The sequence below is a fragment of the Streptomyces sp. NPDC006372 genome, from assembly GCF_040612515.1.
Lineage (GTDB): Bacteria > Actinomycetota > Actinomycetes > Streptomycetales > Streptomycetaceae > Streptomyces.
Genome location: NZ_JBEXQJ010000029.1, coordinates 46,539 through 68,171 on the forward strand (window position 1 = coordinate 46,539; position 21,633 = coordinate 68,171).

A 21,633-nucleotide genomic window follows, 5' to 3' on the forward strand; every position below is an offset into this window, starting at 1 on the left:
CCACCTTCCCCGGATTGGCCATGGATGGACTTTCCATCCAAGCCACAGGGTGTCATGCATCAGTCCACTACCACCACAGGGGGGCACCTCATGTCCACGCAGCGCCGTCTCGGCCGGCGGCTCATCCAGCTCTACGCGGGTCTCGCCCTCTACGGCGCGAGTTCGGCGCTGCTCGTCCGGTCGGGGCTCGGCCTCGAGCCGTGGAACGTGCTGCATCAGGGCATCGCCGAGCGCACGGGGCTGTCGATCGGAGTGGTGCTGACCGTCCTGGGCGCCGCGGTGCTGCTCGCGTGGATCCCGCTGCGCCAGCGGCCGGGGCTGGGCACGATCTCCAACGTGCTGGTCATCGGCATGGCGATGGACGCGACGCTGACCCTGGTGCCCGACGCGCACGGCCTGGTGCTGCGCATCGCGCTGACGGCGGCGGGGATCGTCCTGAACGGCGCGGCGACCGGCCTGTACATCGCTGCGCGCTTCGGCCCGGGCCCGCGCGACGGGCTGATGACGGGGCTGCACCGGGTCACCGGGATCTCGATCCGCTTGGTGCGCACGGGCATCGAGCTCACGGTCGTGGCGACCGGCTTCGCCCTGGGCGGCACCGTCGGCGTCGGCACCCTCCTGTACGCGGTGTCGATCGGCCCGCTGGCCCAGCTGTTCCTGCGGGTGTTCGCCGTCCCCTCGGCATCCGGCGGCAGCACGGTCGTTGCCACCGGTCAACCACAAGGAGCGATACTGCGTCCGTGACCCCGCGGATACGCCACCCCTATCTCGACCATCCCGGCCCGATCGCCTTCGCCCACCGGGGTGGGGCCGCGGACGGCCTGGAGAACACGGTGCGGCAGTTCCGGTGCGCCGTCGAGGCGGGCTACCGGTACATCGAGACCGATGTCCACGCCACCCGGGACGGCGTTCTCGTGGCCTTCCACGACGCGACCCTCGACCGGGTGACGGACGGCGCGGGCCGGATCGCCGACCTGCCGTGGCAGGAGGTACGGCACGCGCGCGTGGCGGGCGAGGAACCGGTGCCCCTCTTCGAGGAGCTCCTGGAGACCTTTCCCGATGTGCGGTGGAACGTCGACGTCAAGGCGGAGGCCGCCCTGCTGCCCTTCCTGGACCTGGCCGGCCGGACGGACTCCTGGGACCGGATCTGCCTCGGCTCGTTCTCCGAGGCGCGTGTGGTGCGCGCCCAGCGGCTGGCCGGCCCGCGGCTGGCCACGTCGTACGGCACACGGGGCGTCCTCAACCTGCGGCTGCGTTCCTGGGGCCTGCCGGCGGCGGTGCGCCGCTCGGCGGTCGCCGCCCAGGTGCCCGAGGCCCAGTCCGGCATCCAGGTCGTGGACCACCGCTTCCTGCACGCCGCCCATGCGCGTGGGCTCCAGGTGCACGTGTGGACCGTCAACGATCCCGAGCGTATGCACCGGCTCCTGGATCTGGGTGTGGATGGCATCATGACCGATCACATCGACACGTTGCGCAAGGTCATGGAGGACCGCGGCGTCTGGGTCTGAGACGCGGGCCCACGCCTGGGCGCGTTCACGGGGAAGCGAGGGCACGGGTGGGCGCCGACACCGTGCGTACACCGTCGGCCGACGGGGCCGCGGAGCTCAGACGCGAACAGCGCGGCTGGTACTTCTACGACTGGGCGTGCTCCGTCTACTCGACGAGCGTGCTCACCGTGTTCCTCGGCCCGTACCTGACGTCGGTCGCCGAGTCGGCGGCCGACGCCGAGGGGTACGTCCATCCGCTCGGCATCCCGGTGCGCGCCGGGTCCTTCTTCGCCTACTCGGTGTCCCTGTCGGTGATCGTGGCCGTGCTGGCGATGCCCCTGGTGGGTGCCGCCGCCGACCGCACGGGCCGCAAGAAGCCGCTCCTCGCGGCCGCCGCTTACCTGGGGGCCACGGCGACGACGGCCATGTTCTTCCTGGACGGCGACCGCTATCTGCTCGGCGGGGTGCTGCTGGTCGTCGCGAACGCGGCGCAGTCCGTGGCGATGATGCTCTACAACTCCTATCTGCCGCAGATCGCCCCGCCCGAGCAACGGGACGCGGTGTCCTCCCGCGGCTGGGCCTTCGGCTACGCGGCGGGTTCGCTGGTCCTCGTCGTCAACCTGGTCCTCTACACCGGGCACGACGGCTTCGGCGTCTCGGAGAGCACGGCGGTCCGCATCTGCCTGGCGTCGGCCGGCCTGTGGTGGGGTGCGTTCGCCCTCATCCCGCTCCGGCGGCTGCGCGACCGCAGGCCGGCCGCGCGAGGGGCGGCCCTCCCGGGCTTCCGGCAGCTCGCGGCGACCGTCCGCGACATGCGCCGCCACCCGCTGACCCTCGCCTTCCTGCTCGCGTACCTCGTCTACAACGACGGCGTCCAGACGGTGATCTCGCAGGCCTCGGTCTACGGCTCGAAGGAGCTGGGCCTCGGGCAGTCCACGCTCATCGGCGCCGTCCTGCTGGTACAGGTGCTGGCGGTGGCGGGCGCGCTGGCGATGGGGCGGCTGGCCCGGACCCACGGGGCCAAGCGCACCATCCTCGGCTCGCTGGTCGCGTGGACGCTGACACTGGCGGCCGGATACTTCCTGCCGGCCGGGGCGCCGGTGTGGTTCTTCGTCCTGGCCGCCGGGATCGGCCTGGTCCTCGGCGGCAGCCAGGCGCTGTCCCGGTCCCTGTTCTCCCATCTCGTGCCGCCCGGGAAGGAGGCCGAGTACTTCTCGGCGTACGAGATGAGCGACCGCGGGATGAGCTGGCTGGGGCCGCTGCTGTTCGGCGTCACCTACCAGCTGACCGGGAGCTACCGGGACGCGATCGTCTCGCTGGTGGGGTTCTTCGTCATCGGGTTCGCCTTGCTCGCCCGGGTTCCGGTTCGGCGTGCGATCGCCGAAGCGGGGAATCCGGTTCCTGACAGGATTTAGCACTCGAAGCGAAAGGGCTGTAGTGTACGCGTTTGGCCTGCCAGGCGTACCGTTACTGCGCGTCAAAGATGCCGAAACGCTAGGTTACATCTGCCAGCAGATGTGACAAACCGGGCGCTGGTGGGTACAACAAGGGCGGCTACGACGGCGACGCATGACCCGGAACGGGACTCGGAACGGGAATCTTTACCGCCGACCGGACGTTGACCGGATGACGACGACAGCGACACCTGTCCTGTGGGCGACAAGCCCGGGAGGCACGATTCATGAGTGAGCGAGCTCTTCGCGGCACGCGCCTCGTGGTGACCAGCTACGAGACGGACCGCGGCATCGACCTGGCCCCGCGCCAGGCCGTGGAGTACGCATGCGAGAAGGGGCACCGCTTCGAGATGCCCTTCTCGGTCGAGGCGGAGATCCCGCCGGAGTGGGAGTGCAAGGTCTGTGGGGCCCAGGCACTCCTCGTGGACGGCGATATCCCTGAAGAGAAGAAGGGCAAGCCCGCGCGTACGCATTGGGACATGCTGATGGAGCGGCGCACCCGTGAGGAACTCGAAGAGGTCCTCGAGGAGCGCCTGGCGGTTCTGCGCTCCGGTGCGATGAACATCGCGATTCATCCCCGAGACAGCCGCAAGTCGGCATAAGTCCCTTCGGGGCCTGGCCGAGATTACAGCGCGTCAATGACCGCGGGCGCCGTACTTCACGTACGGCGCCCGCGGTTTTCTGTCTGCGCTTCCCGCCCCGGGCACGCGACGTCGTGCGCTCTCAGTGCGTGAGCGGCGGGCGCGGTTCCGGCGGGGCGTCGCCCGGCTCGTCCCTGATGACCTCGCCCTGGACGACCTTGCCGTCGGGCCGGTACATCCGGGCCTGCTGGAAGGCGCCGCCCAGGGTGCCCGGGTCGGCCTCGCGGAGCTTGCGCTCGAAGGTGCGCTCCGCGGAGCGGCTCACGGCCTTCTGGACCGGGGGCAGCAGCAGGAGCAGCCCCACCGCGTCCGACACCACGCCGGGGATCATCAGCAGCAGCCCGCCCAGCATCGTCAGGCCGTTGCCCTCGCTGTTCGGCCGGGCCGCCTCGGGCATCACACCGCTCTGCTGCTGTTGCAGCGCCTCGGAGAGGTTACGGAAGGCCCGCCGGCCGGCCCGCTTGATCACGACCGCGCCGAGGACGAAGCCCGCGAGCAGGACGAGGAGGACCACCAGCCCGCTCGACGCCCCCGCGATCATGGTGAGCAGCCAGATCTCCAGCACGAGCCACGCGGCGATGCCCAACGGCAGGAACGTGCGCAGCCGGGAGCGCCGAGGCCGGGCGGGATGGCTGGGGGTCTGAGCGCCAGTCGTCATGACTCCAGTGTGCCTGGCCCCGGCTCAGCGCGGGATAAGCGCTCGATCAGCTGTTTCTGTGAGCCGCGGCCCGGATGAGCGCGGACAGATCGCCGATGAGGTCGCGCCGGCCCGGTCGCGGGGCTCGCATCCGGCTTCGGCGCGCGGCGGCGCGGCGGTGGCGCCGCGAGCCGGCGAGCGCTCCTGGTTCGCGCCCGGCTTCAGCGCCCGGCAGCGCGCGGCGGTGGCGCCGTGAACCGGAAAGCGCTCTGGGTTCGCGTCCGGCTTCAGCGCGCGGCGGCGGTGCCGCGCATCGGAGAGCGCTCCGGGCGGCCGCTACGGTTTCGACGGCCTGCCGCCGCGCCCCGTGACCTTGCCGACCCGCTCCCCGACGCCCCATGCCGTGACCCGCCACAGCGCCTCGACGAGGATGTCGCGGCTCATCTTGGAATCGCCCAGTTCGCGCTCCACGAACGTGATGGGCACCTCGACCACGTGGTAGCCGGCCTTGACCGCCCGGCGGGCGAGGTCGACCTGGAAGCAGTAGCCCTGCGAGGCGACCTCGTCGAGACCGAGGCCCTCGAGGGTCTCGCGGCGAAAGGCACGGTAGCCGCCCGTGATGTCGCGCAGCGGCAGGTCGAGCGCCAGCCGGGAGTAGAGGCTGCCGCCGCGGGAGATCACCTCGCGGGACCTGGGCCAGTTCACCACCCGGCCGCCCGGCACCCATCGCGAGCCGAGCACCAGGTCGGCGCTCTTGAGGGCGGTGAGCAGACGGGGCAGTTCCTCGGGCTGGTGGGAGCCGTCGGCGTCCATCTCGACCAGCACGCCGTAATCGCGCTCCAGGCCCCAGCGGAAGCCCGCGAGGTAGGCGGCGCCGAGCCCCTCCTTGCCCTTGCGGTGCAGGACGTGGACGTGGTCGTCGTCGACGGCCAGCTCGTCGGCCAGCTTGCCCGTGCCGTCCGGGCTGTTGTCGTCGGCCACGAGTACGTGCGCCTCGGGGACGGCCTCGCGCACCCGGCCGACGATGCTCTTGATGTTCTCCGCCTCGTTGTAGGTCGGGATGATCACCAAGGCCATGCCGAGCGGGCCGAACTTCCTCCCCTGGGCTCTTGCCGCGAGGGTTCCGTCGCCGTCGTTCACTGATGCCCCTTCAAGTCCGTACGCAAGGACCCACCATAGTGCTCCCGGCCTGCGATGACGTGACAGGACGTTCGAATGGTGGTGTCGAATCGGCGAGACGCGGGTAAGAATGCGCCTTCGGGTGCGAGCGTACGGCGGATGGGGGCCCGGCGCCCTTCGGGCCGACCTGGGACCCGCTGGCTGCGGATCGACCGAAAGCCGTTGTCTACTGAGCGTCCGGGCCCCACCCGGGTCACACCTCCCCGACCGGCCGGAACGTTCCCTCGGCGCCGCGCCGGCCTGAGCCTGGCTCCCAGTGACGGTGCCCGGTGCGGCACACCGTCCCTGACCCGGCGGCGCTGCGGCGAGTGCGCGGACGTTCCCGGTCGGGCGTCCGGTGGTGGACTGGGCCGAACCTACCGGCCCCCTGCGGCCGCCTGTCAACAGCCGTTTGACCTGCGTATTGTGCGGCAAAGCCCTGGTCAGGGCAGAGGATGCGCAGGTCGCGCGCCGGGGGTGCGGCGCGCGATCTCGTGCGCGCCACCCCCGTAGATCACTCGCCCGGCCGTACGAAGACCGTGCGTCCGCCCACCACGGTGCGCAGACAGACGGGCAGGTCGCGGCCCGGGGTCAGGTCGGGCAGCCCCGGGGTGCCGGAGCGGGGATCCGTCGACCAGCGGGCGACCCGGTCGTCGGGGGCCTGGACCACCAGTTCGCCCGTGCGCCACACCGCGTAGTCGGCGGGTGCGCCCGGCACCAGGACGCCCGCGTCGTCCCGCCCGACGGCTCGCCAGCCGCCCCGCGTGTGCGCCGTGAAAGCCGCCCGCACGGAGACACGGTGCTCCGGCGTGCGGTGGAACGCGGCAGCCCGGACCGTGCCCCACGGATCGAGCGGGGTGACCGGGCTGTCGGAGCCGAAGGCCAGCGGCACACCGGCGCGCAGCAGGGCCGCGAAGGGGTTCAGGGTACGCGCCCGCTCAGCCCCCAGGCGCTGGGCGTACATGCCGTCCTCGCCGCCCCACAGGGCGTCGAACGCGGGCTGGACGGAGGCGGTGAGGCCGAGTTCGGCGAAGGCGGCGACGGTCTCGGGAGTGAGCATCTCGGCGTGCTCGACGCGGTGGCGGGCGGCCCGGACCCGGGCGAGGCCGAGCTTCTCGGCGGCGGCCCGCACGCCCTCGGCCACGGCGTCCACCGCCGCGTCGCCGATGGCGTGGAAGCCGGCCTGGAGACCTGCCTCGGTGCAGGCCACGACGTGTGCGGCGACCGCGGCGGCGTCCAGGTAGGCCCTGCCGGTGTGGCCGGCGTCCGCGTACGGCTGGTGCAGACAGGCGGTGTGCGAGCCGAGGGCGCCGTCGACGAAGAGGTCGCCCGCGGCGCCGATCGCGCCGAGTTCCCGTGCCTTGGCGACGTCCTGCTCGGCCCAGTAGCCGACGACGCGTGGGCCGGGCTCCTCGGCGGCGAGGCGCAGCAGGCCGGTGAAGTCGTCCTCGGAGGAGATCTCCGGGCCGCCGCACTCGTGGACGGTGCCGATGCCGAGCGAGACGGCGTGCGCGAGGGCGGCACGCTGGGCGTCGGCGCGCTGCTGCGGCGTCACGGCTGCGAACGCGGCGGCCCGTACGGCGTGGTGGGCGTCGGCGGTGAGCGGTCCGTCCTCGCGCGTGACCGCCTCGGGGACCAGGTCGAGCAGGGCCGTGGTGACGACCGCCGAGTGGACGTCGATCCGGCTGAGGTAGAGGGGCCGGTGACCGGCGGCTTCGTCCAGCTCGGCACGCGTCGGGGGCCGGCCGCCGGGCCAGCGGGCGGCGTCCCAGCCGTGCCCGAGCAGCACCCGGTCGTCGGGCCGGGCGGCGGCGAAGTCGCGTACGAGGGCCAGAGCCGCTTCGAGCGACGGGGCGGTGGACAGGTCGAGGCCGGTGAGCGCGAGGCCGGTGGCCGTGGTGTGCACATGCGAGTCCGTGAACGCCGGAGTGACCAGCGCCCCGTCGAGGTCGACCACCTCGTCGACCCCGTCGGTGAACGCGTCCGCGGCCCCCTCCGAACCGACCCAGGCCACCTGCCCCCGCTCCACGACCATCGCCGTGGCGAAAGGATCGGCGGGACTGTGGACCTCTCCACGACGGAGCAGAACGGTCTTCGGCGGGGTGCTGGACTCACTCATGGAGAACAGTTTCACAGGCGCCGTTCAGCGCCCCGTAACGGGCGCGGGAAACCGCGCGCGACCCCGCGGGACCCGCACCCGGAAACCGGCGGTCAGATCCGCGGCGGCCGCGCCTCGTAAGGCGTGGACAGCACCACCGTCGTCCGGGTCGAGACCCCCGCCAACGACCGCACACGCGCCAGCAGTTCTTCCAGCTCGTGCGGGGTGGCGACCCGCACCTTGAGGATGTAGTTCTCATCGCCCGCGACGCTGTGACACGCCTCGATCTCCGGCACGCCGGCCAGCCGGTCCGCTATGTCGTCCGGCGCACTGGGATCGAACGGTTTCACCGAGATGAACGCCGTCATGGGCAGCCCGACCGCCTCCGGGTCGACGACCGCGGCATAGCCGCGGATGACGCCACGCTGCTCCAGCCGCCGCACCCGCTGGTGCACGGCCGACGTGGACAGACCCGTGGCCTTGCCCAGGTCTGTGTAGCTCATCCGCCCGTCCTTGACGAGCAGCTGCACGATCTGTCGGTCCAGCTCCTCCATGGCGCAAGAACCTACAGGGCGGCTGATCTCCTCGGATACCTGAGGAGCCCTGGTCATGCCCGGTTCGTGATGTGGCCGGAAGAAGACGGTCGGTCGTCCGGGGGACAAAACCGCCGCCGTGAGCACCTGCGCGCGGCATGTGACGAACGCCACAGGGCTCGAACAGTCTCCGTGATGTTCTCGTGGTTACCGCCCAGGGGGGACGGGAAGTGCTTGCTGTGGTCGAGGCCGCAGTGCCTGAACGGCCCAGCCCGAGGGGGAGAACCCAATGCAGAGTCTTAAGCGCCCTGGTCGCACCGCACCCAAGCGGCAGCAGCTCGTCGTCGAGCCCGAGCCGGAGGGCGTCGAACCCGACACCTTCGACGACGAGCTCGACGGCTACGACACCTTCGAGATGTTCCGGGTCGTCTGCCCGGACTGCGCGCAGCCCATCGCCCTCCTGGCGGACGAGGAGGTACTGCCGGAGCACGCGCTGTGTGCATCGCCGTGGAACCCGTTCGGGCTTACGGTCTGCGCCGGGACGGGCCGCCGGGCCGCGGACGCCCGCGCCGCGGACGAGTCCGTCGAGCCTCAGGAGCAGGACACCGCCCTGCTGTTGACGCTTCCGCAGGGGCTCGACTGGCGGACCCAGCCCTTCTCGCACGTCGGCGGGCCGGGCTCACGCCCCATCAGGATCCCCGTCATGCGCCGCCAGGCGGCCTGAGCGCGGGTCTTCCCGGCCCGTTCGCTCCACTCCAGTAGCTGCGCCGCACCACGGCCCGCAGTCCGCCGTGGTGCGGTTCGGTGTGCCCTGACGAAGTGACAGCGGCGCGCCGCGGCCGGCCCGGGAGGACACACGGAATCGGGCGTCCGTGAACGCACGCCCGATTCCGGCTGCCGGTGACCTGGCCGGCCTCAGCCGCGTTGCCCTGGCATGACCCCCATCTCCTCAGCGACCGGGCGTCAGCGCCTCCTGTACGTCCCACCGCCCGCAGAATCGGTTCGGCCGACCGCGCCGCGCTATCAGGACCCGCCGATCTACCGCGACCTGATGCGGGCCTGGGCCGAGCGCGGCCGCACCCTGCCGGGCCGTCACGACCCGGAGTGGATGCGGCTCGCGGCCCCCTGGCGGGGACTCGACCAGTTCAGCGTTCCTCTGGACCCACGAGATGGCGGGCGATGACCATCCGCTGGATCTGGTTGGTGCCCTCGACGATCTGGAGCACCTTGGCCTCGCGCATGTAGCGCTCGGCCGGGAAGTCGGCGGTGTAGCCGTAGCCGCCGAGGATCTGCACGGCGTCGGTGGTGACCCGCATCGCCGTGTCGGTGCAGTACAGCTTGGCCATGGCCGCCTGCCGGGCGAACGGCCGGCCCGCGTCCCGCAGGCGCGCCGCCGCCAGGTAGAGCGCACGCCCGGCCTCGATCTGCGTCGCCATGTCGGCGAGCATGAAGCGCAGGCCCTGGAAGTCGGCGATCGGCTTTCCGAACTGGCGCCTTTCCGTCGCGTACACCAGCGCCTCGTCGAGCGCCGCCTGCGCCACGCCGACGGCGCACGCCGCGATACCGAGCCGCCCCGAGTCGAGCGCGGACAGGGCGATCGCGAAGCCCTGCCCCTCTTCGCCGATGCGCCGGTCGTCAGAGACACGGACGCCGTCGAAGTGGACCTGGGCCGTGGGTGATCCCTTCATGCCCATCTTCTTCTCGGGCGCCGCGGCGCCGACCCCCGGCGCGTCGCCCGGCACCAGGAACGCGGTGATGCCGCGCGGGCCGTCCTCGCCGGTGCGCGCCATGACCGTGTAGAAGTCGGCGACCCCTCCGTGGGTGATCCAGGCCTTGGTGCCGCTGATCACCCAGTCGTCGCCGTCGCGCACCGCCTTGGTGCGCAGGGCGGCCGCGTCCGAGCCGGAGTGCGGCTCGGAGAGGCAGTAGGCGCCGAGCAGGCCGCCGCCGAGCATCGCGGGCAGGTGTTCGACCTGCTGCTCCTTGGTTCCGTAGGCGGCGAGCGCGTACGAGGCCAGGGTGTGCACGCTGACGCCGAGGCCGACGGTGAGGCGGGCCGCGGCGAGCTCTTCGAGGACCTGGAGGTAGACCTCGTAGGGCTGGTCTCCCCCGCCGTACTCCGAGTCGTACGGCAGACCGAGCAGGCCGGAACGCGAGAGCAGGGTGAACAGCTCGCGCGGGAAGCGGCCGGCGTCCTCCTCCTCGGCGGCGCTCGGGACGATCTCCTGCTGCGCGATGTCGCGGACGAGCGCGATCAGGTCCCGGGACTCCTCCGTGGGCAGTTGTCGGTCCACCGGCTGCGGGGCGCGGTCGGGCATGGCGACGCTCTCCTCCCTGTCGGGCGCTGGCGGACGGGCCCGTGGGTGAGGGCGGCGCCGCCGGGTCGTTCTGGTGCCTGGCCGATGCTTGCAGTCCCGGGTCTCGGAAGCTGCTGACCAGCGGCTCTGCGCTGTGAGTATGCCCGATCGGAGGCATCCCGTCACCAGTTAACGACCGCTTACTTCAAGAAATACCCGAGTGGGCCCGAGAGGGCGAAATTGGTCCGCACCATTGACCCAACTGGTCTAGTCCTCCTACTGTTTCGCTCCACCGAATCAGCGCGTTCATGCCAATCGGCGCGCGTCGCGCGTTCCTTCTCCCCCACGAGGAGACACCGGATGCACACCCCCCACCGCTCCCGCTTCCGGGCCATCGTGTCCGCGGCCTGTTGCGCTGTCCTCGGCGCCGGTCTGCTGGCCGGCGCGGGCACCTCCGCCACCGCGGCGACCTCGGCTCAGGACGTCGCCGCCGAGGCGAAGGCCGCTCCCGGCACCAAGGCCGGCTCCAAGGTCATCGGCTACTTCACCGAATGGGGCACCTACGACCGCAAGTACTACGTCAAGAACATCGAGACGTCGGGCTCGGCGGCCAGGCTCACCCACATCAACTACGCCTTCGGCAACGTCACCGGCGGCAAGTGCGCGATGGGCGACGCCTACGCCGCGACCGACCGGGCGTACACCGCCGCCGAGTCCGTCGACGGCAAGGCCGACACCTGGGACCAGTCGCTGCGCGGCACCTTCAACCAGCTGCGCAAGCTGAAGCAGAAGCACCCGAACCTCAAGATCCTTTGGTCCTTCGGCGGCTGGACCTGGTCGGGCGGCTTCGGCGAGGCCGCGAGGAACCCGGCCGCCTTCGCCCGGTCCTGCTACGACCTGGTCGAGAACTCCAGGTGGGCCGACGTCTTCGACGGCATCGACATCGACTGGGAGTACCCGAACGCCTGCGGTGCCACCTGCGACACCAGCGGCAAGGCGGCCTTCCGGAACCTGATGCAGGCACTGCGCGCCGCCTTCGGCTCCCGCGGCCTCGTCACCGCCGCGATCACCGCCGACGCCACGCCGGGCGGCAAGATCGACGCGGCGGACTACGCGGGCGCCGCCCAGTACGTCGACTGGTACAACCCGATGACGTACGACTTCTTCGGTGCCTGGGACGCGGCAGGCCCGACGGCCCCGCACTCGCCGCTGACCTCGCACACCGGCATCCCCAAGGCGAACTACCACACCTCGGCCACCATCGCGAAGCTCAAGGGGCTCGGCATCCCCGCCTCGAAGCTGCTGCTCGGCATCGGCTTCTACGGACGCGGGTGGACGGGCGTCACCCAGGCGGCGCCCGGCGGCACCGCGACCGGCCCGGCGGCGGGCACCTACGAACAGGGCATCGAGGACTACAAGGTGCTGAGGACCAAGTGCCCGGCGACGGGGACGGTGGCCGGCACGGCGTACGCCAAGTGCGGCGACAACTGGTGGAGCTACGACACCCCGGCGACCGTCGGCACCAAGATGACCTACAAGAACCAGCAGGGCCTGGGCGGCACGTTCTTCTGGGAGCTGAGCGGCGACACGACGAACGGTGAGCTGATCAAGGCCATCAAGTAGACCGCGCCGACCGGCCGGGCGGAGGGGCCGCGCAGGATCCCTCCGCCCTTCTCACGCCCCCTGGCGGGCGGCCTCCGGGGCCCGGTAGGCGGGGTCCAGGTCCTCGATCGCCCGCAGGGCGCCGCCGAGCCCCTTCACCAGCAGCTCGCACATGGTCTCGCGGGAGAGCTCGGGACGGTCGATCCACTCGAGGGTGGCACCCTCGACACTGCACACCCAGGCCAGCAGCCCCATGCGTGCCAGCGGGGTGATGTCGACCCGGCCGTACGCGCCCTCGGCGATGGTGGCGACGATGGCCTCGCGGACCCCGTCACGGATGGCGTGCACCTCGGTGTCGAAGCCGACACCCCCGCTGACGATCGTGCGGTACGCGGCCTGGTTGTGCTCGGCGTAGCGCAGATAGCGGTCGATGGTGCGCTGGACACGGTCGACCGGGGGCAGTTCGAGTCCGCTCGCCGCCAGGGTGACCAGGTCGGTGACCGAGTCCTGGATGATGGCCAGGTAGTAGCCGCGCTTGGACTGGAAGTAGTAGTAGATGAGCCCCTTGGCGACGTGCGCCTGCCGGGCGATGTCGTCCATCGACAGGGCGTCGTAGGACGTGTCGGCGAACAACCTCCGCCCGATGGCGATGAGTTCGGCTCGGCGCGCCAGCGAGCGCTCGGTGCCGCGGGCCCTGGGACGCGCGGCAGGTTGTTGACTGATATTCAATTTCGACCCTGGTTCCAACGGGCGGGCGAGGCGGGACACCCGCAGTATGGCAGGTCGGAGGGCCCTGTCGTGGGTCAGGTCACAGTGGTCCGCGGCAGGGTCACGCGCGCACGCCGACGGCTGTCAGCGCCTTGCGCTGGGCCGCGGTCGGGCGCACCGGGAAGTACAGGTAGCAGACGCCGCCGGTACCGGAGACGACCTTGCCGGAAGCGTTGTACCGCTTGGTCCGCAGCCAGATGTTCTCCCACTCCCGCCGCCGGTAGACGCGCCGCACGGCCTCGTTGCTCTCCGAGGCGGGGTCGCACGCGATCACGTCGCCCTCGGCCGTGAAGCCGACGATCGCCATCAGGTGCCCGGCGGTGCCGTACCCGGCGCCGGTCAGCTCCTCCTTCAGGAAGGACTGGGACGTTATGGCCGGGACGCCCGCCGCGATCAGCGTCTCCAGGTCGTCGAGCGAGCCGAGCCGGGTGACCACGGCCTGGAGGTCCTTGAAGGTGGCGGCATAGGCGGCGTTGAACGGCCAGTTGCCGCAGCCCGCGTACTGGTAGTCGTACGTGAACCGGGCGGCGTGGCACACCTGCGGATCGGCGTACGACGGGTCCACCCAGGCCAGCCGCTCGGGGGTGAGCCGGCCTCCCCAGTACTCGATGACCATCTGGGAGGACGTCGGGCTGCACCAGGCCTCGCCGCCGTTGTCGTACTCGGGGTACTGCCCCTTGTGGACCTCCTGCGAGTATCGCGGCACGGCCAGTTCCCTGGCGAGGCCGGGCACGGACGCCGGGACGGTGAACCGGTCGGGCACGTCGGAGCCCATCACGCCGAGCCGCCACACGGTGGGCGTGGCCTTGCTGCCCGGCCTGCGGTACAGGGTCAGGCGCAGCCGGCAGGAGGCCAGGCGCAACCCGGTCGACGGGTCGTCGATCGCCAGCGTGTCCGTCCAGACGCTGCTCTTGCCGTCGCTCTGGTCGTCGACCGAGGTGCGCCGGATGTCCTGGTCGCCGGCCGCCCAGCGGCCCATCACGTACCAGGGACCGCTGGTGCCGTCGGTGTAGTCGGGCTGAAGCTCGGCCTGCAGCCACGTACCGGCCGGGGTGTGCGCGTTCCAGGAGACGATCGCCTCCGTCGCGGGGACGGCGAACCGGTGAGCTGGGGACGTCCAGGTGCCGTACTCCCAGGAGGCCGTGGTGCCGGTGTGCGGGTCCGTGTAGACGGTGCTGCCGGCGGGCGTCGCGATCACCACGCCCGGGCGGGCGCCCGCGACGGCGCGCGTGCCCCTGAGGGTGCCGCCGTGCCAGTCGCCGTGCGAGAGCCACGCCCGGTTGTCCACGGTGCGGGCCGGGACCGCGCGGGCGGAATCTGCGGCGTCGGTCGTCATGGGAGCCTCGGTGACGGCGGTCGCCCGGCCCGCGCCCGCCGCGACGGCGGCGGCGACCGCGGCGGCCAGGACGGTTCTGCGGGAGGGCTGTTCGGCTCTGCTCATGGCAGTGACCCCCGGTTTGTCGAGTCGGGCACGCGCGAGGCGGTCCGCTGCACGGCCGGTCGCACACGTGTATGCGCCACATATGAGCACAGCCCGCGGGGTCCCGCCAGCACTTCGACGCGCGCCACGCCCGACCAATATTGGCGTCGACCAGTGGCACGGGCCGACGGCGCCGTCGTTAGAGTGCTGGGCGAGATGAATCCACCCTTCCGCCACGCCCCGGGACCGGCCGTCCGCGACCTGGCCTCCCGGATCCGTGGGCTCCCGCCCTCCTGCGGCCCGGTCCGTCTCGTCGGCGTCGACGGCCACGCGGGCTCCGGAAAGACCACGTTCGCCGGGCAGTTGGCGACAGCGCTGGGCGGTGCGCCGGTGCTGCGCCTCGACGACATCGCCAGCCACGACGAACTGTTCGACTGGACGGAGCGCCTGTTCGATCAGGTGATCGAACCGCTGACCCATGGCCGGACCGCCCAGTACACCGCCTACGACTGGCGAGCCCGCCGCTTCGGCCCCCCGCGCCCCCTGCCGCCCGCTCCGGTGATCCTCGTCGAAGGCGTCGGCGCGGGACGCCGGGCGCTGCGGCCCCATCTGGCCCTGCTGCTGTGGATGGAGCTGGCGCGCGAGGAGGCCTGGGCGCGGGGCCGGTCCCGCGACGGGGAGGAGCAGCGGGAGTTCTGGAACGGCTGGATCCCGGCGGAACGCCGGCATTTCGCCGACGACCCCTCGCGGCCCTTCGCCGACCTCCTGGTACGGCAGCGAGAGAAGGGGTTCGAGGTGCTTCCGGGGCCCGCTGGGACCGTTGGACCGGACCAGCGCCTCACGCACGGTGACGAACCGCCCGCTGTGTGCTGAACTTGTGAATGCGCTTGCAGGACAACTCGCAGGAGTGCTTCAACTCGGCTTGACCGCCGGGCCGTACAGGACTTACGTTCTCAATGTGCGGCCATTTGGAGCCGCCCACAGACGCGAAGCCCCCGGTTGTTCCCCCGTGATCGGGGGCTTCGTTCTGTCCTCTGCCGGTTTCCCGGGCGCCGCGCGGTGCGCAGCGCTCACCCTCGGTCACCGTGCGCGGCTCCGCCGCATCCGCTCCCACCTCGTCGAACGGCCCCTGCGGCCCTCTACGGGGCCGCCGCCCCCGCAGGTACGATGCCCTCGTCGCGACCAACGGACGGTTGCTTCGTGCACCGTTCAACTCCGGTCCGTGGCACAGCGGTTCGAGCAGGACAGCCGGCTGGGGGGACGGCTCGTTGGGATACCGACGGGGGCACGGTTTGTGGGGGACGTGATGGACTTCGGCACGCAGGGCCCTCAGGCCCCGGCCGACCTCGCCTGGCTGCGAGGCGTGGATGCCTACACCATGGGCGCCTATCCGCAGGCGGAGGAGGAGTTCCGCGCGGCCGTACGGATGGACCCCGGCATGGCCGACGGCTGGCTCGGGCTGCACGCGCTGCGCGTCGACACGACGACGGCGCTGCTCAGGATGTTCCGGCACCGTGACCGCTTCGGCGAGCAGCGCACCCGGTACCGCCGCACCCTCAACTCCTGGTACTGGCTCGGCTGGTGGGTGCAGCCGGTGCTGGAGAGCCCGCGCGACCTGCTGCTCGCGCACGCCTCCCACTGGCTGGACGGCCGCCACGTCCCCGAGCTGGACCGGGCGCTGGCCGGGCTGCCGCCGGTGGACACCGACGCCCAGGTCCGCTTCCTGCACGCCTGCCGCGCTTACCTGGTCAAGGACTGGGAGCAGCTGGTCCGGCACACCGACCCGCTCGTCGACGACCCGGTGCTCGGTATCGAGGCGGGTCTGTTCGGCGGCATGGCCCGGGTCCGTCTGGAGATGTACGGACAGGCCGAACCGCTGCTGTCCGCCGCGCTGATGCGCTGTCGCAGCGAGCAGCCGCAGCGCAAGGAACTCCGCTACTGGCTGGCCCGGGCGCACGAGGGCACCGGCCGCAGCGCCGCCGCGCTCCCCCTGTACCGGGCCGTGCACCGCGTCGACCCGGCCTTCATGGACACCTCGGCCCGGCTCGCCGCGATAGCCGAGGCAGACGGCTACGACGAGACCACCGACCTCGCGGCGATCACGCTCACCGGCACCGGTCAGGACACCGCGGACGGCCCGGACGGATTCGACCCGTTCTTCGGCGAGGGCCGCGATCTGAGACTGCCCGACCCCGAGCCGCCGATCTCCGCTCCGCTGCCTCCGCTCGCCGACCCGGCGGTGCGCGAGAAGGCCGGCCCGGCACCGTCCCTGCCCGCCGGACCCACCGATCCCGCGTTACTGGAGGAGGCGCTTGCCGAGCTCGAGCGGATGGTGGGGCTGGAGCCGGTGAAACGGCAGGTCAAGGCGTTGTCGGCGCAGCTGAACATGGCGCGGCTGCGCGCCGGGCAGGGGCTTCCGGTCCAGCCGCCGAAACGCCACTTCGTCTTCTCCGGCCCCTCCGGCACCGGCAAGACCACCGTCGCCCGGATCCTCGGCCGTGTGTTCTACGCCCTCGGGCTGCTCGGCGGTGACCATCTCGTGGAGGCGCAGCGGGCGGATCTGGTCGGCGAGTACCTGGGCCAGACGGCCGTGAAGGCGAACGAACTGATCGACTCCGCCCTCGGCGGCGTGCTCTTCGTCGACGAGGCGTACTCGCTGTCCAACTCGGGCTACGGCAAGGGGGACGCGTACGGCGACGAGGCGCTGCAGGTGCTGCTGAAGCGGGCCGAGGACAACCGCGACCATCTCGTGGTGATCCTGGCCGGTTACCCCGAGGGCATGGACCGCCTGCTCGCCGCCAACCCCGGGCTCTCTTCCCGCTTCACCACCCGAGTCGACTTTCCCTCCTACCGTCCCCTGGAGCTGACCGAGATCGGCAAGGTGCTCGCGGCGGAGAACGGTGACCTCTGGGACGAGGAGTCCCTCGACGAGCTGCGGTCGATCGCGGGGCACGTGGTGGACCAGGGGTGGATCGACGAGCTGGGCAACGGGCGGTTCCTGCGGACGCTGTACGAGAAGAGCTGCGCGTACCGGGATCTGCGGTTGTCCGTGTACCCCGGGGTGCTGGGGCGGGACGACCTGGCGACGTTGCGGTTGCCGGATCTGATGCAGGCGTACGGAGAGGTCTTGTCGGGGCGGGGGCCGCAGGATCCGTCGGCCCTGTGAGTTCATCGGCCGCGGGCCGGTGGGGGCTGGTCGCGCCCGCGGCCACGGTGCTAGGTCGCCAGCACCTCTTCTCCCGACCTCGGCTCGGTCAGCCGGACCTCACGCACCTCCCGGTGCGCGGGATCCCGCACCTCCCCCACCAGCAGCTCCAGCACGTCCTCCAGGGCGACCAGACCGAGTACCTTCCCCGATCCGTCGGCCACCTGGGCGAGGTGTGTCGCAGCCCGGCGCATCACCGTCAGGGCGTCGTCCAACGGCAGCTCGGACCGCAGCGTCGTCATGGGCCGCCACAGCTGCTGCGGCACCGCCCGGTCCGAGTGCTCCAGGTCGAGGACGTCCTTCACGTGCAGGTAGCCCATGAACGCGCCGTTCTCCGCGGCGACCGGGAAGCGGGAGTACCCGGTGCGGGCGGTGAGCTCGACGATGCGCCCGGGGGTGACCGACGGGCTGACCGTCACCAGTGACTCGCGCTTCAGCAGGACGTCCGTCACCGGACGGGAGCCCAGCTCCAGGGCGTCCTCCAGGCGTTCGGCCTCCTCGGGGTCGAGCAGACCGGCCTGGCCGGCGTCCTCCACCAGCCGGTTGAGCTGCTCGCTGGTGAAGACGGCCTCGACCTCGTCCTTGGGCTCGACGTGGAACAGCCGCAGGATGCCCTGGGAGACGGCGCCGAGCGCGGCGGTGATCGGCTTGCAGAAGCGGGCGAACCAGACCAGGCCGGGGCTGAGCCACAGCGCGGCCTTCTCGGGGGCCGCCATCGCCAGGTTCTTCGGGACCATCTCGCCGATGACGAGGTGGAAGAAGACCACCGCGGCGAGGGCGATGACGTAGGTGAGCGGGTGGATCATGCCGTGCGGTAGGTGGATCCACTCGAAGACCGGCTCCAGCAGGTGCGCGACGGTCGGTTCGGCGACCGCGCCGAGGGTGAGGGAGCAGATCGTGATGCCGAACTGGGCCGCCGCCATCATCTGCGGCAGCCGCTCCAGGCCGTAGAGGACCTGCCGGGCCCGGGCGGTGCCGAGGGGCTCGATCTGGCTGCGGCGCACGGAGACGAGCGCGAACTCGGCGCCGACGAAGAAGCCGTTGGCGAGGACCAGGAGTGCGGCGAAGGTCAGTTGGAGCACGCTCATCGGGCGGCCTCCATCACGGCGACCGGGGCCGTCCGGACGAGCCGGACCCGCTCCGCGCGGTAGTGGCCGACCTGGCGCACCGAGAGCCGCCAGCCGGGCAGCTCCGCCTTGTCGCCGACGGCCGGGATCCGGCCCAGGAGGTCGGCGATCAGTCCCGCGACGGTCTCGTACGGACCCTCGGGCGCCTCGAGGCCTATCCGCTGCAGGATGTCGACCCGGCAGCTGCCGTCGACGTCCCAGGCGGGCCTTCCGTCCTCGGGCGGGGCCGAGGCCAGTTCGGGCAGGTCGTGTCCGTCGTGTTCGTCGCGGACCTCGCCGACGATCTCCTCGACGATGTCCTCAAGGGTGACGACACCGGCGGTGCCGCCGTACTCGTCGACGACGACCGCGATGGGCTGCTCGCTGCGCAGGCGGGCGAGGAGCGGCCGCACGGGCAGGGTCTCGGGGACGAGCAGCGCCGGGCGGGCGATACGGCCCACGGGGGTCCGCAGCCGCTCCTGCACCGGGACGGCCAGGGCGTCCTTGAGGTGGACCATGCCGACGACCTCGTCGATCTTCTCCCGGTAGACCGGGAAGCGGGACAGTCCGGTGGCACGGGTCAGGTTGACCACGTCCTCGGCGGTGGCGGAGGACTGGAGCGCGCTGACCTTCACGCGCGGGGTCATCACGTGCTGTGCGGTCAGCTCGCCCAGCGACAGGGTCCGCACGAAGAGGTCGGCCGTGTCCTGTTCCAGGGCGCCGGCCAGGGCCGAGTGGCGGGCCAGGGAGACGAGCTCGCCGGGGGTGCGCGCGGAGGCCAGTTCCTCGGCGGGCTCGATGCCCAGGGCGCGCACGAGCCGGTTCGCGACGGCGTTGAGGCCGGCGATGACCGGGCGGAAAAGCCGGGCGAAGACGTGCTGCGGGCCCGCGACGAAACGCGCGACCTGAAGGGGCCTGGACACCGCCCAGTTCTTGGGAAGGAGCTCGCCGATCACCATCTGCACGGCGGAGGCCACGAGCATGCCGACGACGACCGCGACACCGGAGACGGCCCCCTCGGGGATGCCGATCGCGGTGAACGGGCCGTGCAGCAGCTCGGCCAGCGCCGGTTCGGCGAGCATGCCGACGACGAGGGAGGTGATGGTGATGCCGAGCTGGGTGCCGGAGAGCTGGAAGGACAGCTCCTTGAGGGACTCGACGACGCGGTGGGCGCGCCGGTCGCCGTCGGCGGCGGCCTTCTCGGCCTCCGGCCGCTCGACCGTCACAAGGCCGAACTCGGCCGCGACGAAGAATCCGTTGGCCAGGATCAGCAGGAACGCGGCTGCCAGGAGCAGCAGGGGGGTGGTCATGATGCCGCCGCCTCCGCACGGTCGCGTACCTCGGAGACAAGGTTCGCGCTATGTCGGCAGGGGGCGGCGCAGGTACTACAGGACGATCCGTCCATCGCCGGAGAGGGTCACTCCTCGGTTAGCAGGAGCCCCTGGCGCACCGGGCGGGGCGGCAGGGGCGGAGGCGCATCCGTTCGCGCCTCCGGAAACAGATTAATCAAGACATGGCCCGATGCGGCAGGGTGACCACCCTGAGGATCTTCCCGAGTCAGCCCTGAGGCCGCTCGGGGTCCGCCACGGAACGGGCCTCGGCGAGCGCCCGCAGGGCACGGGCGTCGGCGATCGCGCGCTGCTTGGCGATGCCCGGCTGGATGCCGAGAGCAGGCAGGCTGGTGCCGTCGCTGAGGTTGAGGAACACCCAGGGGTCGCCGGGCCGGAGCGTCACCTGAAGGATCTCGGCCCAGTCCAGCCGGCGCTTGTTCGTGAGATTGACGACAGTGACGCCGTCCTCGTCGGCGACGACCTTGGGCCGCGCCAGCAGGAGCAGCACCGCGTCCAGCAGCAGCGCCGTGAAGACGAAGCTGACGCGCTCGCCGGGGCTGAGCTGCTTCAGCAGCAGTGCCACGGCCGTGATCACCACGAAGATGGCGACGGCGGCGCTGAGCAGCACCGCGCGGGTGCTGCCCGGCCGGAAGGTGACGGGCAGGGTGGGCAGATCGGACATCGGAAAGGCGCCCCTCAGAGACGGCAGGCGTGGATGGCCGTGGTCAGGATGGCCCGGGCGCCGATGTCGTACAGGTCGTCCATGATCCGCTGCGCCTCCTTGGCCGGGACCATCGCGCGGACGGCGACCCAGCCCTCGTTGTGCAGCGGGGAGACGGTCGGGGACTCCAGACCGGGGGTGAGGGCGACGGCCTTCTCGAGCTGCTCGACTCGGCAGTCGTAGTCCATCATCACGTACGTCCGGGCGACCAGGACGCCCTGGAGGCGGCGCAGGAACTGCTGGACCTTGGGGTCGTCCCCGTCCGCGCCGGTGCGGCGGATCACCACGGCCTCGGACTGCATGATCGGCTCGCCGGCGACCTCCAGGCCCGCGTTGCGCAGCGAGGTGCCGGTCTCGACGACGTCGGCGATGACCTGGGCGACGCCGAGCTGGATGGCGGTCTCGACGGCGCCGTCGAGGTGGACGACGGAGGCGTCGATGCCGTGCTCGGCGAGGTGCGCCGCGACGATGCCCTCGTAGGAGGTGGCGACGGTCTTGCCCGCGAGGTCCGCGAGGCCGCTGATGGTGCCGGGCTTGCCGGCGTAGCGGAAGGTGGAGCGGGCGAAGCCGAGGGCGAGGATCTCCTCGGCGTCGGCCCCGGAGTCGATGAGCAGGTCCCTGCCGGTGAGGCCGATGTCGAGCTGGCCGGAGGCGACGTAGATGGCGATGTCGCGGGGGCGGAGGTAGAAGAACTCGACATCGTTGGTCGGGTCGACGATCCGCAGTTCCTTGGACTCGCGGCGCTGCTGGTAGCCGGCCTCATGCAGCATCTCCGCCGCAGGGCCGGACAGGGAACCCTTGTTGGGGACGGCGATGCGCAGCATGAGGTCGGCTTCCTTTGCGTGGTGTCTTACGGGAACGGGGTGCGGCTCAGAGGTGGGCGTAGACGTCGTCGAGGCTGATGCCGCGCGCGACCATCATCACCTGGACGTGGTACAGCAGCTGCGAGATCTCCTCGGCGGCGGCTTCCTTGCCCTCGTACTCGGCGGCCATCCAGACCTCGGCGGCCTCTTCGACGACCTTCTTGCCGATGGCGTGGACGCCCTTCTCGACCAGTTCTGCGGTGCGGGAAGTGGCGGGATCGCCCTGGGCGGCCTTGTGCTGGAGCTCGGTGAAGAGCTCCTCGAACGTCTTCTTGGACATGGTGACGCTCAGCCTATGCCACACGCGGCTTC

20 protein-coding genes are annotated in these 21,633 nt (G+C 71.5%); 8 read left to right on the top strand and 12 right to left on the bottom strand.

The genetic code is table 11. The features are described from left to right. Positions 1-90: 90 nt before the first annotated feature. The 4 genes from ABZ016_RS32075 (at position 91) to ABZ016_RS32090 (ending at position 3,543) form a co-directional block, all read left to right on the top strand. A complete protein-coding gene (locus ABZ016_RS32075) occupies positions 91-744 on the top strand; it encodes a hypothetical protein (RefSeq protein ID WP_356920199.1) in 654 nt (217 codons plus the stop codon). After that, complete coding sequence (locus ABZ016_RS32080; RefSeq protein WP_356920200.1) at positions 741-1,508, top strand: glycerophosphodiester phosphodiesterase; 768 nt, start codon at positions 741-743, stop codon at positions 1,506-1,508. The genes ABZ016_RS32075 and ABZ016_RS32080 overlap by 4 nt, the downstream gene beginning before the upstream one ends. Before the next feature lie 47 nt (positions 1,509-1,555). Beyond that, a complete protein-coding gene (locus ABZ016_RS32085) occupies positions 1,556-2,902 on the top strand; it encodes an MFS transporter (protein ID WP_356920201.1) in 1,347 nt (448 codons plus the stop codon). A 266-nt stretch (positions 2,903-3,168) separates the two neighbouring features. Beyond that, on the top strand, positions 3,169-3,543 hold the full coding sequence (locus tag ABZ016_RS32090; protein ID WP_356920202.1) for an RNA polymerase-binding protein RbpA: 375 nt from the start codon (positions 3,169-3,171) through the stop codon (positions 3,541-3,543). A gap of 121 nt (positions 3,544-3,664) precedes the next feature. On the opposite strand, the gene fxsA is transcribed toward ABZ016_RS32090, so the two are convergent. The 4 genes from fxsA to ABZ016_RS32110 all read right to left on the bottom strand — a co-directional run bounded on the left by fxsA (position 3,665) and on the right by ABZ016_RS32110 (position 8,029). After that, complete coding sequence (gene fxsA / locus ABZ016_RS32095; RefSeq protein WP_356920203.1) at positions 3,665-4,240, bottom strand: FxsA family membrane protein; 576 nt, start codon at positions 4,238-4,240, stop codon at positions 3,665-3,667. A gap of 315 nt (positions 4,241-4,555) precedes the next feature. Next, positions 4,556-5,359 (bottom strand): polyprenol monophosphomannose synthase, encoded by an 804-nt coding sequence (locus ABZ016_RS32100; protein WP_356920204.1) that lies wholly within the window; start codon positions 5,357-5,359, stop codon positions 4,556-4,558. A gap of 532 nt (positions 5,360-5,891) precedes the next feature. Next, positions 5,892-7,496, bottom strand: a complete 1,605-nt coding sequence (locus tag ABZ016_RS32105) for an amidohydrolase (RefSeq protein ID WP_356920205.1) — start codon at positions 7,494-7,496, stop codon at positions 5,892-5,894. A gap of 92 nt (positions 7,497-7,588) precedes the next feature. Then, positions 7,589-8,029, bottom strand: a complete 441-nt coding sequence (locus ABZ016_RS32110) for an Lrp/AsnC family transcriptional regulator (protein ID WP_006136660.1) — start codon at positions 8,027-8,029, stop codon at positions 7,589-7,591. Positions 8,030-8,297: 268 nt separating this feature from the next. On the opposite strand from ABZ016_RS32110, the gene ABZ016_RS32115 reads away from it, so the two are divergent. Then, a complete protein-coding gene (locus tag ABZ016_RS32115; protein ID WP_356920206.1) occupies positions 8,298-8,732 on the top strand; it encodes a hypothetical protein in 435 nt (144 codons plus the stop codon). A 421-nt stretch (positions 8,733-9,153) separates the two neighbouring features. Here ABZ016_RS32115 and ABZ016_RS32120 read toward each other — a convergent pair whose 3' ends face one another. Then, positions 9,154-10,326: an acyl-CoA dehydrogenase family protein gene (locus ABZ016_RS32120; RefSeq protein ID WP_356920207.1), complete on the bottom strand. Its 1,173-nt coding sequence runs from the start codon at positions 10,324-10,326 to the stop codon at positions 9,154-9,156. A gap of 339 nt (positions 10,327-10,665) precedes the next feature. Here ABZ016_RS32120 and ABZ016_RS32125 point away from each other — a divergent pair, with 339 nt between their 5' ends. After that, entirely contained in the window at positions 10,666-11,928 is a 1,263-nt protein-coding gene (locus ABZ016_RS32125) for a glycoside hydrolase family 18 protein (protein WP_356920208.1), read from the top strand. 51 nt (positions 11,929-11,979) lie between these two features. Here the strand turns inward: ABZ016_RS32125 and ABZ016_RS32130 are convergent, their stop codons facing one another. Next, a complete protein-coding gene (locus ABZ016_RS32130) occupies positions 11,980-12,636 on the bottom strand; it encodes a TetR/AcrR family transcriptional regulator (RefSeq protein WP_356920209.1) in 657 nt (218 codons plus the stop codon). A 100-nt stretch (positions 12,637-12,736) separates the two neighbouring features. Next, the gene (locus ABZ016_RS32135) at positions 12,737-14,116 is read right to left on the bottom strand and encodes a peptidase C39 family protein (protein ID WP_356920210.1); all 1,380 of its coding nucleotides are present in this window, start codon (positions 14,114-14,116) and stop codon (positions 12,737-12,739) included. 195 nt (positions 14,117-14,311) lie between these two features. On the opposite strand from ABZ016_RS32135, the gene ABZ016_RS32140 reads away from it, so the two are divergent. Next, on the top strand, positions 14,312-14,968 hold the full coding sequence (locus ABZ016_RS32140) for a hypothetical protein (protein WP_356920211.1): 657 nt from the start codon (positions 14,312-14,314) through the stop codon (positions 14,966-14,968). Between the two features lie 433 nt (positions 14,969-15,401). Beyond that, positions 15,402-17,261, top strand: a complete 1,860-nt coding sequence (locus tag ABZ016_RS32145; RefSeq protein ID WP_356920212.1) for an AAA family ATPase — start codon at positions 15,402-15,404, stop codon at positions 17,259-17,261. A gap of 50 nt (positions 17,262-17,311) precedes the next feature. Here the strand turns inward: ABZ016_RS32145 and ABZ016_RS32150 are convergent, their stop codons facing one another. From ABZ016_RS32150 to ABZ016_RS32170, 5 genes are all read right to left on the bottom strand, one after another. Beyond that, on the bottom strand, positions 17,312-18,388 hold the full coding sequence (locus ABZ016_RS32150) for a hemolysin family protein (RefSeq protein ID WP_356920213.1): 1,077 nt from the start codon (positions 18,386-18,388) through the stop codon (positions 17,312-17,314). After that, the gene (locus ABZ016_RS32155; RefSeq protein ID WP_356920214.1) at positions 18,385-19,716 is read right to left on the bottom strand and encodes a hemolysin family protein; all 1,332 of its coding nucleotides are present in this window, start codon (positions 19,714-19,716) and stop codon (positions 18,385-18,387) included. The genes ABZ016_RS32150 and ABZ016_RS32155 overlap by 4 nt, the downstream gene beginning before the upstream one ends. Before the next feature lie 247 nt (positions 19,717-19,963). Next, positions 19,964-20,419 carry a PH domain-containing protein gene (locus tag ABZ016_RS32160; protein ID WP_356920215.1) on the bottom strand — a complete coding sequence of 152 codons (456 nt, stop codon included), beginning with the start codon at positions 20,417-20,419 and terminating at the stop codon, positions 19,964-19,966. Between the two features lie 14 nt (positions 20,420-20,433). Continuing rightward, on the bottom strand, positions 20,434-21,282 hold the full coding sequence (gene hisG, locus ABZ016_RS32165) for an ATP phosphoribosyltransferase (RefSeq protein WP_356920216.1): 849 nt from the start codon (positions 21,280-21,282) through the stop codon (positions 20,434-20,436). A 46-nt stretch (positions 21,283-21,328) separates the two neighbouring features. Next, the gene (locus ABZ016_RS32170) at positions 21,329-21,601 is read right to left on the bottom strand and encodes a phosphoribosyl-ATP diphosphatase (RefSeq protein WP_003988914.1); all 273 of its coding nucleotides are present in this window, start codon (positions 21,599-21,601) and stop codon (positions 21,329-21,331) included. Positions 21,602-21,633: the final 32 nt, after the last annotated feature.

What these genes read in the sequence shown, in the direction of transcription:
- ABZ016_RS32125 (WP_356920208.1), top strand. Translation starts at nt 10,666, where the DNA reads ATGCACACCCCCCACCGCTCCCGCTTCCGGGCCATCGTGTCCGCGGCC.
- ABZ016_RS32150 (WP_356920213.1), bottom strand. Translation starts at nt 18,388, where the DNA reads ATGAGCGTGCTCCAACTGACCTTCGCCGCACTCCTGGTCCTCGCCAAC.
- ABZ016_RS32135 (WP_356920210.1), bottom strand. Translation starts at nt 14,116, where the DNA reads ATGAGCAGAGCCGAACAGCCCTCCCGCAGAACCGTCCTGGCCGCCGCG.
- ABZ016_RS32075 (WP_356920199.1), top strand. Translation starts at nt 91, where the DNA reads ATGTCCACGCAGCGCCGTCTCGGCCGGCGGCTCATCCAGCTCTACGCG.
- ABZ016_RS32140 (WP_356920211.1), top strand. Translation starts at nt 14,312, where the DNA reads ATGAATCCACCCTTCCGCCACGCCCCGGGACCGGCCGTCCGCGACCTG.
- ABZ016_RS32170 (WP_003988914.1), bottom strand. Translation starts at nt 21,601, where the DNA reads ATGTCCAAGAAGACGTTCGAGGAGCTCTTCACCGAGCTCCAGCACAAG.
- fxsA (WP_356920203.1), bottom strand. Translation starts at nt 4,240, where the DNA reads ATGACGACTGGCGCTCAGACCCCCAGCCATCCCGCCCGGCCTCGGCGC.
- ABZ016_RS32105 (WP_356920205.1), bottom strand. Translation starts at nt 7,496, where the DNA reads ATGAGTGAGTCCAGCACCCCGCCGAAGACCGTTCTGCTCCGTCGTGGA.
- ABZ016_RS32120 (WP_356920207.1), bottom strand. Translation starts at nt 10,326, where the DNA reads ATGCCCGACCGCGCCCCGCAGCCGGTGGACCGACAACTGCCCACGGAG.
- ABZ016_RS32090 (WP_356920202.1), top strand. Translation starts at nt 3,169, where the DNA reads ATGAGTGAGCGAGCTCTTCGCGGCACGCGCCTCGTGGTGACCAGCTAC.
- ABZ016_RS32110 (WP_006136660.1), bottom strand. Translation starts at nt 8,029, where the DNA reads ATGGAGGAGCTGGACCGACAGATCGTGCAGCTGCTCGTCAAGGACGGG.
- ABZ016_RS32145 (WP_356920212.1), top strand. Translation starts at nt 15,402, where the DNA reads ATGGACTTCGGCACGCAGGGCCCTCAGGCCCCGGCCGACCTCGCCTGG.
- ABZ016_RS32155 (WP_356920214.1), bottom strand. Translation starts at nt 19,716, where the DNA reads ATGACCACCCCCCTGCTGCTCCTGGCAGCCGCGTTCCTGCTGATCCTG.
- ABZ016_RS32115 (WP_356920206.1), top strand. Translation starts at nt 8,298, where the DNA reads ATGCAGAGTCTTAAGCGCCCTGGTCGCACCGCACCCAAGCGGCAGCAG.
- ABZ016_RS32160 (WP_356920215.1), bottom strand. Translation starts at nt 20,419, where the DNA reads ATGTCCGATCTGCCCACCCTGCCCGTCACCTTCCGGCCGGGCAGCACC.
- hisG (WP_356920216.1), bottom strand. Translation starts at nt 21,282, where the DNA reads ATGCTGCGCATCGCCGTCCCCAACAAGGGTTCCCTGTCCGGCCCTGCG.